11 protein-coding genes are annotated in these 15,218 nt (G+C 65.8%); 4 read left to right on the forward strand and 7 right to left on the reverse strand.

Annotated elements, in window-relative coordinates:
- Positions 1-208: 208 nt before the first annotated feature.
- The 3 genes from CCUG20998_RS13250 to CCUG20998_RS13260 all read right to left on the reverse strand — a co-directional run bounded on the left by CCUG20998_RS13250 (position 209) and on the right by CCUG20998_RS13260 (position 4,352).
- Positions 209-874: an MOSC domain-containing protein gene (locus CCUG20998_RS13250; RefSeq protein WP_036455913.1), complete on the reverse strand. Its 666-nt coding sequence runs from the start codon at positions 872-874 to the stop codon at positions 209-211.
- A gap of 172 nt (positions 875-1,046) precedes the next feature.
- The gene (locus CCUG20998_RS13255) at positions 1,047-3,449 is read right to left on the reverse strand and encodes a phosphoketolase family protein (RefSeq protein WP_020728992.1); all 2,403 of its coding nucleotides are present in this window, start codon (positions 3,447-3,449) and stop codon (positions 1,047-1,049) included.
- A gap of 45 nt (positions 3,450-3,494) precedes the next feature.
- Entirely contained in the window at positions 3,495-4,352 is an 858-nt protein-coding gene (locus tag CCUG20998_RS13260) for an SDR family oxidoreductase (RefSeq protein WP_020728993.1), read from the reverse strand.
- Between the two features lie 143 nt (positions 4,353-4,495).
- On the opposite strand from CCUG20998_RS13260, the gene CCUG20998_RS13265 reads away from it, so the two are divergent.
- The 4 genes from CCUG20998_RS13265 (at position 4,496) to CCUG20998_RS13285 (ending at position 11,343) form a co-directional block, all read left to right on the forward strand.
- Complete coding sequence (locus CCUG20998_RS13265) at positions 4,496-5,005, forward strand: GNAT family N-acetyltransferase (RefSeq protein ID WP_020728994.1); 510 nt, start codon at positions 4,496-4,498, stop codon at positions 5,003-5,005.
- A 102-nt stretch (positions 5,006-5,107) separates the two neighbouring features.
- Positions 5,108-7,552 (forward strand): CaiB/BaiF CoA transferase family protein, encoded by a 2,445-nt coding sequence (locus CCUG20998_RS13270; RefSeq protein ID WP_020728995.1) that lies wholly within the window; start codon positions 5,108-5,110, stop codon positions 7,550-7,552.
- A gap of 85 nt (positions 7,553-7,637) precedes the next feature.
- Entirely contained in the window at positions 7,638-9,122 is a 1,485-nt protein-coding gene (locus CCUG20998_RS13280) for an acetyl-CoA acetyltransferase (protein ID WP_020728996.1), read from the forward strand.
- 121 nt (positions 9,123-9,243) lie between these two features.
- Entirely contained in the window at positions 9,244-11,343 is a 2,100-nt protein-coding gene (locus CCUG20998_RS13285; RefSeq protein WP_020728997.1) for an NAD(P)H-binding protein, read from the forward strand.
- Between the two features lie 101 nt (positions 11,344-11,444).
- Here CCUG20998_RS13285 and CCUG20998_RS13290 read toward each other — a convergent pair whose 3' ends face one another.
- The 4 genes from CCUG20998_RS13290 to lon all read right to left on the reverse strand — a co-directional run bounded on the left by CCUG20998_RS13290 (position 11,445) and on the right by lon (position 15,186).
- Positions 11,445-11,891 (reverse strand): DMT family transporter, encoded by a 447-nt coding sequence (locus CCUG20998_RS13290; RefSeq protein ID WP_011740871.1) that lies wholly within the window; start codon positions 11,889-11,891, stop codon positions 11,445-11,447.
- A 123-nt stretch (positions 11,892-12,014) separates the two neighbouring features.
- Positions 12,015-12,347: a TfoX/Sxy family protein gene (locus tag CCUG20998_RS13295; RefSeq protein WP_020728999.1), complete on the reverse strand. Its 333-nt coding sequence runs from the start codon at positions 12,345-12,347 to the stop codon at positions 12,015-12,017.
- Positions 12,348-12,349: 2 nt separating this feature from the next.
- Positions 12,350-12,739, reverse strand: a complete 390-nt coding sequence (locus CCUG20998_RS13300; protein ID WP_036455665.1) for a nitroreductase/quinone reductase family protein — start codon at positions 12,737-12,739, stop codon at positions 12,350-12,352.
- 104 nt (positions 12,740-12,843) lie between these two features.
- Positions 12,844-15,186, reverse strand: coding sequence for an endopeptidase La (lon, locus tag CCUG20998_RS13305; RefSeq protein ID WP_020729001.1), 2,343 nt, complete (start codon positions 15,184-15,186; stop codon positions 12,844-12,846).
- Positions 15,187-15,218: the final 32 nt, after the last annotated feature.

The raw sequence follows: 15,218 nt of genomic DNA on the forward strand, positions 1-15,218 counted from the left end.
GGCGGCCGCGAGATGCGGCCGCCCGCTCGTCTCCTCGGCCCACATCACCGAAAGGGCAGACAACCCTTACAAACTCGGCGGGGCCAACAGCAGCTCGAAAGGATCGGGCCGCCCCGTGGCGCCGTGCTCACCGGTGATTCCTTGCTGTCGTATGCGCACCGACGCACGTCGAGTGTCTACTTGCTCACAGTCGCCGAGGCCGACGCGCTCAGCCAGTGTTGGATGCCAGCCGACGGCGCACATCCGCCTTGATTTCGGCCGGCAGCGCATCTGCCGCCAGCAGCTTGGGAAGCAGGTCGGGTTCAGCCATCCGAGCACGAAATACCAGCCCAATGGTCACGTCGTGATCAGGCCGGTGGTCGACGGTGATCGTGTCGCCGGCGCGCACCGTTCCGGGCGAGATCACCCGTAGGTAGGCGCCGGGCTTGCCGGCCTGGGTGAAGGTCTTGATCCATTGCTTCAGATTCAAGAACGCCGCGAACGTGCGGCACGGGACCCGCGGCGCGGAGACTTCCAGCACCAAGCCGTCGGCGCCGATACGCCAGTGTTCCCCGATCCGCGCGCCAGTGACGTCGAGACCCGAGGTCGTCAGATTTTCGCCGAAGATTCCGTTGGTGAGGGTGCGCTGCAGTTGCGCCTCCCACGCGTCAAGGTCTTCTCGCGAGTAGGCGTACACCGCCTGATCGTCACCCCCATGGAAGTTGTGATTGCCGATGGTGTCCCCGACCAGACCGCTCCCCAGGCCCCCCTGCATGGGCCCGGGGGCACGGACCATTACCGCCTCATCCGCCGCCACTTTGTCGATACCCGTCATTTCCGACGTCGAACGCACGTCGGGATTCGCCCGGGTACGAGCCAAGTTGACTGTCAACACATGCGCCACCCACACAGGCTAGCGCCGAAGCATGGGTCGCCTCGCTCCCATCACTCGCCAAGCTCATTCTGCTCGCTCGGCTCCCAGGCCCAACAGGTCGCCTCGCTCCCATCACTCGCCAAGCGCATTCTGCTCGCTCGGCTCCCAGGCCCAACAGGTCGCCTCGCTCCCATCACTCGCCAAGCTCATTCTGCTCGCTCGGCTCCCAGGCCCAATCCGCAATTCGCGGGTCGTCCTCACCATGCTCACGCGTGTACTGGCGCGCTGCCAGGCGCGCATCGGCCATCCGCTGCCGCAGCACCGCAGCCCGGCTGGACAGGCCCTCCACCCGGTCGATGACGTCGATCACCAGGTGGAAGCGATCCAGGTCATTGAGCATCACCATGTCGAACGGCGTAGTCGTGGTGCCTCGCTCCTTGAACCCGCGCACATGGATGCGGGCATGGTTGGCACGACGGTAAGCAAGGCGGTGGATCAGCCATGGATAGCCGTGGTAGGCGAAAATGACCGCCTTGTCGCGGGTGAACAGCGCATCGAACTCGCGGTCCGGCAAGCCGTGGGGGTGCTCGGACTCCGGCTGCAAACGCATGATGTCGACGACGTTGACCACCCGGACACCCAGGTCGGGCAGTTCGCGACGCAGGATATCGGCGGCCGCCAGTGTCTCTAACGTCGGAATGTCTCCCGCGCAGGCCAGCACCACGTCGGGCTCGCCGCTGGCCGTACTCGCCCACTGCCAGATGCCCAGTCCCCGGGTGCAGTGCGCGATGGCCTCGTCCATATCCAGATAAGCCAGCGCGGGCTGCTTGCCGGCGACGATGACGTTGACGTAGTTGCGGCTACGCAGGCAGTGGTCGGCAACCGAAAGCAAGGTGTTCCCGTCCGGCGGCAAGTAGACCCGGACCACCTCCGGACGCTTGTTGGCGACCAGGTCGATGAACCCGGGATCCTGATGGGAAGCGCCGTTGTGGTCCTGCCGCCACACGTGGGAACTCAGCAGGTAGTTCAGCGATGCGATCGGCCGCCGCCACGGCAGCTCCCGGCTGGTGGAAAGCCATTTCGTGTGCTGATTGAACATCGAGTCGACGATATGCACGAAGGCCTCGTAGCAATCGAACATGCCGTGGCGGCCGGTCAGTAGATAACCTTCCAGCCAGCCCTGGCACAGATGTTCTGACAGCACCTCCATCACGCGGCCTTCGGCCGAGAGGTGGTCGTCATCGGCCGTGGTCTCCGACAGCCAGGTTCGGCCGGTTGCCTCGAATACGGCGCTGAGGCGATTCGACGCCGTCTCATCCGGACCCATCAGACGGAATCGATCCGGATTTCGCCTGATCACATCGCGCAGAAATGTCCCGAGTACCCGAGTGGCTTCGTGGATTTCGGTGCCCGGGCTATTGACCTGCACCGCGTAGTCGCGGAAGTCGGGCAGATCGAGGTCACGCAACAAGAGCCCGCCGTTGGCGTGCGGGTTGGCGCTCATCCGTCGATTGCCGCTGGGAGCCATCGCCCGCAGCTGCGCTCGCAACTTGCCGTGATCGTCGAACAGCTCGTGGGGCCGGTAACTGCGCAGCCATTCTTCAAGTTGGTCACGGTGCTGCGCGTTGTCGTGGGTGTCAGCTAGCGGAACCTGATGGGATCGCCAGGTGCCCTCGACCTTCTTGCCGTCGACGACTTTTGGCCCCGTCCAGCCCTTGGGGGTGCGTAGCACGATCATTGGCCATACCGGGCGCTTGATATCGCCGCCGGTGCGGGCGGCGAGCTGAATCGCGGCGATCTCGTCGAACGCCTCGTCGAGCGCGCCGGCCAGCTGCTGGTGCACGCGGGGCGGATCATCGCCGGCCACCGTGATGGGCCGGTAGCCGTAGCCGCGCAACAGCGATTCGAGCTCGTCATGCGGAATGCGGGCCAGCACGGTCGGATTGGCTATCTTGTAGCCGTTGAGATGCAAGATCGGCAGCACCGCCCCGTCGATGGCGGGGTTGAGGAACTTGTTCGAATGCCAGCTTGTCGCCAGTGGACCGGTCTCGGCTTCACCGTCACCGACCACGCAGGCGACCACCAGGTCGGGGTTGTCGAAGGCCGCGCCGTAGGCATGCACCAGCGCGTAGCCGAGCTCGCCGCCCTCATGAATGGACCCGGGCGTCTGCGCCGCGACATGGCTGGGAATCCCGCCCGGAAAGGAAAACTGGCGAAACAGCCGCCGCATTCCGTCGGTGTTCTCCGCGATGGCGCTGTACACCTCGCTGTAGGTGCCTTCCAAGTACGCATTGGCCACCAGTCCGGGCCCCCCGTGGCCGGGCCCGGTGACGTAGATGACGTTGGCGTCGCGCTCGCGAATTATCCGGTTCAGGTGCGCGTAAATCAGATTGAGGCCGGGGGTGGTGCCCCAGTGACCCAGCAGCCGGGGTTTGACGTGCGCGGGCACCAGCGGTTCGGCCAACAGTGGATTGTCCAGCAGATAGATCTGGCCGACCGACAGGTAGTTGGCGGCGCGCCAATAGGCGTCAATGAGGGCCAGGTCGTCGTCGGACAGGGGAGCGGGTTCGCTGGTGGCACGATTTTCTGGGCTCATCTCATCGATTGTGCGTGCCGTCGATGAACAACCCGTTGACGGCGCTCAGCTTTCTCCGGTTTCGCCGCGGGCCCGGGCCTCGTAGGCCTCGCGCTTGGCGGCGTCGACGTCGTCGGTGAAGACATGCTCACCCCCGAGGAGTCGGTTGAGGCCTTCGGACAGCCAGCGGGGAAGGTACTTCTGCGAGGCGATCATGGCGCCGGCCGCTTTGGTGACCCGCACGCGAGGCTTGGGATTGGCCACCAGCGCGACGATTGCGTCGGCGATGTCAGAGGGCTCAGCGTTTTTGAACCCTTTCATCCCCGGCGTCCCCGACGCGAGTTCGGTGTTGACGAAGGTCGGCAACACCATGGAGAACTTCACCCCGGTGGTGCGGTATTCGATCCTGGCGGCATCGGTGAATGCGATCACCGCGTGCTTGCTTGCGCAATAGGTGGCCAGGCCCACCACGTAGATCTCGCCGGCCAGCGATGCGACGTTGATGACGTGGCCCCGCCCGCGGGGAACCATTCGCTGAGCCGCAAGCTTGCTGCCCACCATGACGCCGTAGACATTGATGTCCAGAATGCGCCGGGTCACCGAATCCGGCTCGTCGACAATCCGCCCGACCGGCATGATGCCGGCATTGTTCACCAGCACGTCGAGTGGGCCGAGTTGGCGCTCGACTTGATCGAGGAAGTCCGAGAAGGAATTTGGGTCGGTGACATCGAGTTTGCCGTACACCTCGAGGCCGAGGTCGGCGCCGGCCTCCTTCACAGCGGGTTCGTCAACGTCGCCGATCGCGACTTTGGCACCCAGCTTGTGCAGCGCGGTCGCGGTTGCCAGCCCGATTCCCCGTGCACCGCCGGTGATCACGATGACTTTGTCCCGGACCCTGACGCCGATGGTTGTCGAATCTGCCATTTCGCCCTCCCCGACTTTGACGGGTGTCAACTAGTCGACCCGCCAAGCACAGCACTGACGGCTCCGCTGCGCAAATGGCCCTGGTGATGGGCGCGCACGCCGATTGAATGGCCATTGCGGCAGACAGTCTCGATACTGCAACCATGATCGAGGTCCGCGCAGCCACCCCGGAGGATGCCTATGACGTGGCCCGGGTGCATGTGCGTTCGTGGCAGTGGGCATTCCGGGGACTGATTTCCCAGGATTACCTCGACAATCTCAGCCCGCAAGACTGGGTCGACCGCTACACCGTTGGCCGGATGGGGTTGCGGCTACCCTCCACCCAGGTGGCGGTCGACGGTTCGGCGATCCGCGGCCTGGCCACCACCGGTCTATCCCGCGACACGGAGCTGTCGAACTTCGGTGAGCTCCGGGCGATCTATGTCGATCCCGAGCATGTCTGCACCGGCGTCGGACGGTTGCTCATGACTGCCGCCCGAGAACGGCTGCGGCGGGTTGGCGTCACCGCAGCCGTGTTATGGGTCCTGGATGGCAATGCCCGCGCTCGGCGCTTCTATGAACGCGATGGATGGAATTTCGACGGCACGCGTCGCACCGAGATCATCGGCGACACCCCGGTCGATCAAATGCGCTACCGCTGCTCACTGACCTAGCCGCCCGGCGCGGCATCATCGACTGGCCGAGGCCGCACCGATGCGCTTGGCCGGTCGGCGGTCCGTTTGGTGCGGAGCCCGCTGCCACCGGGCGGCTACGGTATGCAAATGGCCGACCAGCTGCTCGCCGCGGTGCGCGTCCTGGACTTGTCCGGCGGTACCGCCGACACGGTCACGCGCCTGCTCGCCGACCTCGGCGCCGACGTCCTCAAGGTGGAGCCGCCCGGCGGGAGCCCCGGACGTAACCAGGCGCCCACGCTGGCGGGCGCCAGCATTCCGTTCGCCGTGCACAACGCCAACAAGCGCAGCGTGGTGCTGGACCCCAACGACGCAGCCGACCGGGCACGGCTGCTCGAGCTGGCCGCCGGCGCCGACATCCTCGTCGACAGCGGTCTGCCGGGGCAGGCCAGCAGCTACGGCACATCGTGTGTGGAGCTAGCCGATCGCTGCCCCCATCTGGTGGCGCTGTCGTTCACCGACTTCGGTGCATCGGGTCCGCGATCGTCGTGGCGGGCAACCGACGCGGTGCTCTACGCGATGTCGGGATCGCTATCACGGTCAGGGCCCACCACCGGCACCCCGGTATTGCCGCCAGATGGCATCGCTTCGGCGACAGCCGCGGTCCAGGCGACCTGGTCGGTGCTCGCCGCCTACTACAACAAATTGCGTTGCGGTACCGGCGATTACATCGACTTCTCGCGCTTCGATGCGGTGGTGATGGCTCTTGACCCGGCATTCGGGGCACACGGGCAGGTCGCGGCCGGCATCCGAAGCAGTGCGCGGTGGCGGGGACGCCCGAAAAACCAGGACGCCTACCCGATCTACCCGTGCCAGGACGGGTACGTGCGATTGTGCGTGATGGCGCCGCGCCAGTGGCGCGGCCTACGCCGCTGGCTGGGGGAACCACCAGAGTTTCAGGATCCCAAGTACGACGTGATCGGTGCTCGTTTCGCGGCCTGGCCGCAGATCAGTGAGTTGGTTGCGGCGCTGTTTGCCCCCCAGACGATGAAGGAGCTGGTGGCTGCCGGCCAAGCCCACGGGGTCCCGATTGCGGCCGTCCTCACACCGTCGCGGATTCTGGCCTCCGAACACTTCCAGGCGGTGGGAGCCATCACCGAGGCCGAACTGGTCCCCGGGGTGCATACCAAGGTCCCCACCGGATACTTCGTGGTCAACGAGCAGCGGGCGGGGTTTCACACTCCCGCACCCGCCGTGGGCCAAGACCAGCCGCGCTGGCTGGCCGACCCGGCTCCTGAGCTTGCGAGCACGGCCAGCGTGGGGGGCTACCCGCTCGAAGGGCTGCGGATTCTCGATCTGGGCATCATCGTCGCGGGGGGCGAGCTGAGCCGGCTGTTCGGAGACCTGGGCGCCGAGGTCATCAAGGTCGAAAGCGCCGACTACCCCGACGGGCTACGACAGGCCCGTGCCGGTGACGCGATGAGTGAGTCGTTTGCCTGGACGCACCGTAATCATCGTGCGCTCGGCCTCGACCTGCGCAGCCCCGAGGGCAAGCAAATTTTCGGTCGCCTGGTCGCCGCGGCCGACGCCGTGTTCGCCAACTTCAAGCCGGGCACCCTGACCTCGCTGGGCTTCAATTACGCCAACCTCCATGCCCTCAACCCGCACATCGTGCTCGCCGGCAGCAGCGCGTTCGGTAATCGCGGCCCCTGGAGTACCCGGCTGGGATACGGCCCGTTGGTGCGAGCCACCACCGGCGTGACCCGGGTGTGGACATCCGAAGACGCCGCTACCGACGGTTCCCGGCATGCCTTCTACGACGCCACGACAATTTTCCCCGACCACGTTGTCGGGCGAATCGTCGCCGTCCTGGCGCTAGCCGCGCTGATCCACCGTCACCGCACCGGTGCCGGAGCCCACGTACACATCTCGCAAGCCGAAGTTGTGGTCAATCAGCTCGACACCCTGTTCGTCACCGAGGCCGCACTGGCCGCCGGCATCGCCGAAGTCCGCAATGACCTCAGTGTGCACGCGGTATGCCCCTGCGGCGGTGACGACGAGTGGTGCGTCGTCACCATCTGCTCGGACAACGAATGGCGCTGTGCGGCGAAGCTGATCGACCAACCCGAACTGGCCGATGACCCGCGCTTCGCCTCGGCCGAGTCGCGCATGGCCAATCGCGCCGAATTGGTCGCAGTCGTGTCGGCCTGGACCGCCGACCACACCCCATTCGAGGCGGCCCAGGCGCTGCAGGCGGCAGGGATTGCAGCGGGCCCGATGAACCGCCCGCCGGACCTTCTGGAAGACCCGCAACTAATCGCGCGAAACCTGTTCCGCGACATGACCCATCCGCTCATCGCGCGCCCGCTGCCCGCGGAGACCGGCCCGGCGCCGTTTCGCCATATCCCGCAGTCACCACAACGCCCCGCGCCGCAGCCGGGTCAGGACACCCGAGAGATCTGCGCTGAGCTGCTGGACATGAGCCCGGAAGAAATCGAGTTCCTGATCACCGAAGGCGTGCTGTTCGCCCCGTCGGCTAACTCCGAGCAGCTGGCCACCGAACAGCAGGGCTCCGGGGAAAGCCGGTGACGCCTTCGCCCGCTCGATTGCGCCGCCGGCCCGAGGTCGAGCGCGACGTGCGGTGGCCGGCGAGGGTCGGCGCTAGGTTCGATTCATGGCCGTAGACCCCCGCACGCCGGTGCTGATCGGCTACGGCCAGGTCAACTACCGCGATGAAATCGACCCCACCATGCCGTCGGTCGAGCCTGTCGATCTGATGCTCGCCGCGGCGCAGCAGGCGGCCGATTCCCGGGTGCTCGCGGCCGTTGACTCCATTCGCGTGGTCCGCGTGCTCTCGGCGCACTACCGCAATCCCGGCCAGTTGCTCGGCGAGCGGCTGCAGGCCAGTGGTTTCACCACCAGCTACAGCAGCGTCGGCGGCAACACACCGCAGTCTCTGGTCAGCCAGGCGTGCCTGGACGTACAGCGGGGTCGAGCCGGGGTGGTGTTGATCGCCGGCGCCGAGACGTGGCGGACCAGGACCGGTCTGAAGTCCAAGGGCGCCCGACTGACCTGGACGCTTCAGGACGAATCCGTTCCGCTGCCACGGGTCGCCGGCCAGGATGTGCCGATGGCCGGCGAGAGCGAAATCAGAATCAAGCTGGATCGGCCTGCCTACGTCTATCCGATGTTCGAGCAGGCGCTACGCATCGCCAACGGCGAGTCAATCGAGGACCACCGCAGCAGAGTCGGCCGACTGTGGGCGGGGTTCAACGCGGTCGCGGTGGATAACCCGCACGCCTGGATCCGCACCCCGATGACCGCCGAACAGATTTGTCGGCCCGGCCCGCAGAACCGGATGATCAGCTGGCCCTACACCAAGCTGATGAACTCCAACAACATGGTTGACCAGGGCGCCGCCCTGATCCTCACGTCGGTCGAACAGGCGACACGACTGCGGGTGCCCACCGAACGCTGGGTCTACCCGCAGACCGGGACCGAGGCGCACGACACCTTCTCGATTGCCGAGCGCGCCGAGCTGCACCAGTCGCCGGCCATCCGAATTGCCGGGGCACGCGCGTTGGAACTCGCCGGTCTGGGCATCGACGATGCCGACTACGTCGACCTGTACTCGTGTTTCCCGTCCGCGGTGCAGGTTGCCGCACACGAACTCGGGCTGCCCGTCGACGATACCGACCGGCCGTTGACCGTCACCGGCGGACTGACCTTTGCCGGGGGCCCGTGGAACAATTACGTCACACATTCGATTGCCACCATGGCCGAGTTATTGGCGGCCAACCCCGGCCGGCGCGGGCTGATCACCGCCAACGGCGGCTACCTGACCAAGCACAGCATCGGCGTGTACGGCACCGAGCCACCCGCGGAGTTCCGCTGGGAAGACGTGCAACCGCTGGTGGACCGCGAGCCCACCCGGGCCGCCCTGGTCGGATGGGACGGCGTCGGCGCCGTCGAGGCCTGGACAACGCCCTTCACCAGAGACGGGCAGCCCGAGAAGGCCTTCGTCGCCGTGCGCACGCCCACCGGGGCGCGTACCTTAGGCGTGATCACCGATCCCACATCGGCCAATGCCACCGTGCATGGGGACATCGCCGGGGCAAAGGTTGCCATCGCTGCCGATGGCAACGCGACATTGCGGTAACCGGCCGCACCGGTAATAGCGGGTGCATCCAGCACCGAAGTGTCACGGTCGAGACTCAAGTGTCGCGCAAATGGGGCCAACATGCCTATTGTCATGGAAAGCGTTGGGGGAGGTGAGTAGGGTGCACGTCCTGGTTACCGACGCCGCGGGAGCGATCGGGCGGCTAGTCACACGTCAGCTGATCGCTGCGGGACACACCGTAAGCGGTATATCTTCCCACCCACACGACTACCTGGATCCCAACGTCGATTTTGTTTGCGCATCGCTACGCAACCCAGTGTTATTGGAGTTAGCCAGCGAAGCGGACGCGGTGATTCACCTCGCCCCTGTCGAGAAGGGCGCGCCGGGTGCCGCGGGCATCACTGGCTTGGCACACGTGAGCAACGCTGCGGCCCGCGCCGGCGCGCGGTTGCTGTTCGTGTCCCAGGCCGCGGGCTCGCCGGAGCTTTATCAACAAGCCGAGACACTGGTGTCGACCGGTTGGGCACCGAGTTTGGTCATCCGCATTGCACCGCCGGTCGGCCGCCAGCTCGACTGGATGGTGTGTCGCACGGTCGCGACCCTGATGCGCTCCAAGGTCTCCGCCCGGCCGATGCGGGTACTGCACCTCGACGATCTGGTCCGGTTCCTGGTTCTGGCGCTGGACACCGACCGCAATGGTGTCGTCGACCTGGCCACGCCCGACACCACAAACGTGGTCACCGCCTGGCGGCTGCTCGGATCAGTCGACCCGCGGTTGCGGCCGCACCGGGTTCAAGGCTGGTCACAGTTGATCCCTGAGATGGATATCGCTGCAGCACAGGAAGATTGGAACTTTCAGTACGGGTGGCAGGCCACCGATGCGATCGTCGATACCGGCCGTGGCCTGGTCGGGCGCAGACTAGATCCCGCCGGTGCGACCATCGGTTCGGCCCAGTTGGCGCTACCGGTGGAGCCGACACCGCGACTGACGCCCGCCGACGGGACCGCCCTGGATTCCGCGGCACCAGACGGGCTGGAGGGCGAGTTCGACGACCGGATCGACCCGCGGTTCCCAGTCTTCAGCGCGGCCAGTCTCGCCGAGGCGCTGCCCGGGCCGCTGACCCCGATGACCCTGGACGTCCAGATGAGCGGGTTGCGCGCGGCGGGGCGAGCGATGGGCCAAGTGCTCGCCCTTGGCGACGTCGTCGCCGAGGAGTGGGGGAGCCGGGCTATCGCGGTGTTCGGACATCGCCCCTATGTTGGGGTGTCGGCCAATCTCGTCGCCGCGACCCAATTGCCCGGCTGGAATGAGCGAGCAGTCACCCAGCAAGCATTGGGGGGCAACACCCAGGTCACCGAGCTGCTGCCGTTCGGCCGGCCCCAGCTGACCGATGGACCCCTGCGGTCGGCGGCCAAGGTGCTGGTGACGGCGCGGTCGCTTTCCCTGTTACGTCATATCCGTGCTGATACGCAGGCTTACGTGACCGCGGCGGCTGACGAACACGTTGGCGCCGAGCAGCTCTCTACGCTGCCCGACGCCAGCCTGGAAGTTCGGATTAGGTTGTTACGGGACCGGATTCACCAAGGCTGGATCCTCACGGCGCTATGGGTCATCGATACAGGTGTTACCGCCGCAACGCTCGAGCACACCCGGGCCGGAACCAGCGTCTCCGGTGTCGGTGTGATCATGGAAAGCGGCCGTATCGCCGCGGAGACCGCGGCGCTGACCGAAATCCTGCGCGCCGATGCTCCGTTGTGTGCGCTGGCCCGCGACGGCAACGTAGACAGCATCCGAGCCCTATCGGCATCAGCGGCCGCCGCACTTGACGCTACGGTTGCCCGGCTCGCGCATCGGGGTTGCGGCGAAGCGGAGCTGGCCAACCCGTCTTTCGGTGACGATCCGGCGCTGCTGCTGACAGCGGCGGCCAAAGCCGCAGCAGCACCCGCGACACCGGCGGCGGCGCCGACCTTGTCCCAGCGCTTGGCCGCCAGTGCCCGCGGTTCGCGCGAACTCGCCCATGACACCACCATCCGGTTCACCCACGACCTCCGGATGACTTTGCGCGAACTGGCATCTCGTCGGGTAACAGCCGATCTGATGGACACCATCGATGATGTCTACTACTTGACCGCCGACGAGTTGGTAACCATGCCGGCCGATGCGCGGCTACGAATCAAGCGCCGACGCACCGAGCGGGAACGGTTACAGGCTCAGCACCCACCCGAAGTGATTGACGGCAACTGGAATCCCGCGCTTTGACATCGTCGCGGACATTCCAGACACCGCCCGGGTGATCCATCAATCCGGCGATCGCAACGGTGGGCCCTTGGCGCGCCCACGGCCACCAGGACGGTCGCCCGCTAGAACTTGGCAACCAATACCACCCCGCAAACCAGGAACGCACCGCCGAGGGCCCGCCACAGGGTGAGCGGATGAGCGTCCACCCGGAGCCAGCCGAAATGATCGATCAGTAACGACATGATGAGTGCTGCTGTGACCGTGACCCCAATGAACGTGCCCGCGCCCACCTTGTTGACCAATGTCAGGCCCGCATACACCTGCACCGCTCCGACGAGGCCGCCGACCACGGCCCACCACGGCATCGAGGCGATGTCCTTGGTGGTGGGTAGCGGGTTGGGCATGATGAGGAATGCGCCCACGAAAAATATCGTGATCAGCGCAAACGAAATCGCTGATGCCAGCCATGGGTTGATCATGTGTTTGTACAGTTGCCCATTCATCGCAGCTCCACATGTCTGTAGAGCTCCGCCCAGGATGATGAACGGGATAATCCAGCCTGCACTCATAACTCTCCTAACCACTGCACTACTCGGCTGCCCTCGGTCGTATGATTCCTCACGGCAACACTAGGGGCTCACCGCCGGCGGCGCTTCGCGGCAACGGAGGCCAGGGCGTGGGTTCCGCGCTCGTTACTTGGGCGGCATCGTGCGCACGTAGCCCACGGCGCGGTCCACCCAACTCTGAAGCTGACGTTTGGTTTTGACGCCTTGGCTGGCCACTTGCAGCCAGCGGCGGGTTTCGCGTCCGGCCATGACCATGGGGCTGACGTGATCACGCTCGAGCAGCTTGTCGGCGTCTTCCGGCGGCACTCTGACCAATAGTCCGCCCTGCCCGCTGACGGCAACGGCCATGTGCCCGCTGATGAGAAATGCAAGCCCGCCGAACATGCGCATTTCATCCACGCCGGGCTGTCGAGCCAGCAACTCACGGATCCGGTCGGCCAGGCCGGTGTCATAGGCCATGGTCAGTCCAAATCCACCCGGATGCTCAGCAACTCGCTACCGATCGCCCGAACGACCGCGCTGTTGAGCCGGGGCAGGTTGCCCAGCCGCCGTAGCGGGTCGTCGTCGGGCAATAGGTGAGCGGTTCCGCTTCGCCACTCGCCGTCAAGGCGCACCCGAACCGCTGGGTTGGCCTTGATATTGCGAACGTAATCCGAATGCTCGCCGTGTTCGGAGACCATCCAGAACTGGTTGTCCACCAACTTGCCGCCCACCGCGGTGTGGCGGGGTTGTCCGCTCTTGCGACCGATGGTTTCCAGCATGGTCACCGGCAATTGTCTGCCGATCGGATTGACCACAAGTTTTTGCATGCGATGGACTACTCGGCGTTTGAGATCCCGAAGCTCGGCCATGTCCCTGATTGTGCAGGAGACCGCACGGCACCGCTAGCACCGAGCGCCGCGCTGGGGTGACGCTCAGTGTCGACGGTCACCCCAGCGTGGCATTGGCGACGGTGTCAGGCGGCGACCCCAGCGGTCTCAGCCGCCGGTTCCAGCGCTTGCGCAACGATCTCGGCGACATCGGTCATCGGTTTGACCACTAGTGCGCCCAGCACCTCGGCAGGAACGTCGTCGAGGTCGGGTTCATTGCGAGCCGGAATGAAAACCGTTGATAGCCCGGCACGTTGCGCTGCGAGCAGCTTCTGTTTGACGCCGCCGATCGGCAGCACTCGGCCGTTGAGCGTGACTTCCCCGGTCATGCCGACATCGGCGCGGACCTGACGCCCGGTGGCCATCGAGACCAGCGCGGTCACCATGGTGACACCGGCGGACGGGCCGTCTTTGGGTACCGCGCCTGCGGGCACATGCACGTGGATGCTGCGATCCAGCGTCGTGGGGTCCACACCGAACTGCCCAGCGTGAGAGCGCACGTAGGACAGAGCGATCTGCGCCGACTCCTTCATCACATCACCCAACTGCCCGGTCAGTTGCAGCGAACCTTCGCCCGGCCGTGGCGGTCCAGCGGCACCGGCCTCGATGTAGAGCACGTCACCGCCCAGGCCCGTCACGGCCAGTCCGGTGGCCACACCCGGCACCGCGGTGCGTTCAGCGGCCTCGGGGGTAAACCGCGGGCGGCCCAGGTAGCCAACCAGATCGGGCTCGTCGATCGTCGCGGGTCCGGGATCTGCGGCCAACTTTGTGGTCACCTTGCGCAGCACTTTGGCCAGCAGCCTTTCGAACTGCCGCACACCCGGTTCACGGGTGTAGTCGGCAGCGATCTTGCGCAACGCGGCCTCGGTGATCATGACCTCGTCGTCGCTCAGCGCTGCCCGGTCTCGCTGCCGGGGCAGCAGGTAGTCGCGGGCGATGGCAACCTTGTCGTCCTCGGTGTAGCCGTCGATCTCGACCAGCTCCATCCGGTCCAACAGGGCCGAGGGAATGTTCTCGATCACGTTGGCCGTAGCCAGAAACACCACATCGGACAGGTCCAAGTCCAGATCCAGGTAGTGATCGCGGAAGGTGTGGTTCTGGGCAGGGTCAAGCACCTCCAGCAGGGCAGCGCTTGGGTCGCCCCGATAGTCGGAACCGACCTTGTCGATTTCATCCAGCAGCACAACGGGATTCATCGATCCCGCCTCGCTGATCGCACGGACGATCCGGCCTGGCAGCGCGCCCACATAGGTACGCCGGTGGCCGCGGATCTCGGCCTCGTCGCGGACACCACCCAGGGCGACGCGCACGAAGCGGCGCCCCAGGGCTCGGGCCACGCTTTCGCCCAAGGACGTCTTGCCGACCCCGGGAGGACCGGCGAGCACCATCACCGCGCCCGAACCACGCCCGCCGACGACCTGCAGTCCACGCTGCGCGCGTCGGGCACGCACCGCCAGATACTCGATGATGCGGTCTTTGACATCGTCGAGGCCGTGGTGATCGGCATCGAGGGTCTCGCGGGCCGCGCTCAAGTCGGCCGAGTCCTCGGTCGTGATATTCCACGGCAGCTCGAGCACGGTGTCCAGCCAGGTGCGAATCCAGCCGCTGTCCGGGCTTTGGTCGCTGGCCCGTTCCAGCTTGCCAACCTCACGCAGCGCCGCTTCGCGCACCTTGTCGGGCAGTTCAGCGGCCTCGATACGGGCCCGGTAGTCGTCTGGGTCTCCGGCGCCGTCGGGATCACCCTCACCCAGTTCCTTACGAATCGCAGCCAGCTGTTGGCGCAGCAGGAACTCCTTCTGCGTCTTTTCCATGCCGGCCCGCACATCGTCGGCGATCTTGTCGTTGACCTCGACTTCGGCGAGATGGTCGCCGGTCCAATCGATCAGCAACCGCAGACGCTGGGAAACGTCGGCCGTCTCGAGCAACTGGCGCTTCTGCATATCCGCCAGATACGACGCGTACCCGGCGGTGTCCGCGAGCGCAGACGGATCGGTGAGGCTATTGACGTGGTCGATGATCTGCCAGGCCTCGCGTCGTTGCAGCATGGCCACTAACAGCTTCTTGTACTCGGCGGCAAGCGTCTTGGCTTCCTCGGTCGCCTCCGGCTCCGGGACTTCTGTCACCTCGACCCACAGCGCCGCGCCTGGCCCGCTGGCTCCAGCACCGATCTGGGCCCTGCGCTCACCTCGCACGACAGCGGCGGCGCCACCGCCAGCGATCCGCCCAACCTGCAGAATCTTTGCCAAGACGCCGTAGGTGGGGTATCGGTCATCGAGCCGAGGAGCGATCAGCAACTGCCCAGACTCGCTGGCCCGCGCGGCGTCGATCGCCGCTTGTGCGGCATCGTCGAGCGTGATCGGCACGACCATTCCGGGTAGCACGATGGTGTCACTGACGAACAGCACCGGCACTGATATGGCTTGGGGCATCAATCCTCCAATGGCTAGGTCTATTGCGCTTA

Source organism: Mycobacterium marinum, assembly GCF_003391395.1.
GTDB classification, from domain to species: domain Bacteria; phylum Actinomycetota; class Actinomycetes; order Mycobacteriales; family Mycobacteriaceae; genus Mycobacterium; species Mycobacterium marinum.

Bases quoted from the DNA above. Each gene is read 5' to 3' on its own strand.
- lon (WP_020729001.1), bottom strand. From the start codon at position 15,186: ATGCCCCAAGCCATATCAGTGCCGGTGCTGTTCGTCAGTGACACCATC.
- CCUG20998_RS13290 (WP_011740871.1), bottom strand. From the start codon at position 11,891: ATGAGTGCAGGCTGGATTATCCCGTTCATCATCCTGGGCGGAGCTCTA.
- CCUG20998_RS13255 (WP_020728992.1), bottom strand. From the start codon at position 3,449: ATGAGCCCAGAAAATCGTGCCACCAGCGAACCCGCTCCCCTGTCCGAC.
- CCUG20998_RS13280 (WP_020728996.1), top strand. From the start codon at position 7,638: ATGGCCGTAGACCCCCGCACGCCGGTGCTGATCGGCTACGGCCAGGTC.
- CCUG20998_RS13260 (WP_020728993.1), bottom strand. From the start codon at position 4,352: ATGGCAGATTCGACAACCATCGGCGTCAGGGTCCGGGACAAAGTCATC.
- CCUG20998_RS13265 (WP_020728994.1), top strand. From the start codon at position 4,496: ATGATCGAGGTCCGCGCAGCCACCCCGGAGGATGCCTATGACGTGGCC.
- CCUG20998_RS13270 (WP_020728995.1), top strand. From the start codon at position 5,108: ATGCAAATGGCCGACCAGCTGCTCGCCGCGGTGCGCGTCCTGGACTTG.
- CCUG20998_RS13300 (WP_036455665.1), bottom strand. From the start codon at position 12,739: ATGGCCGAGCTTCGGGATCTCAAACGCCGAGTAGTCCATCGCATGCAA.
- CCUG20998_RS13295 (WP_020728999.1), bottom strand. From the start codon at position 12,347: ATGGCCTATGACACCGGCCTGGCCGACCGGATCCGTGAGTTGCTGGCT.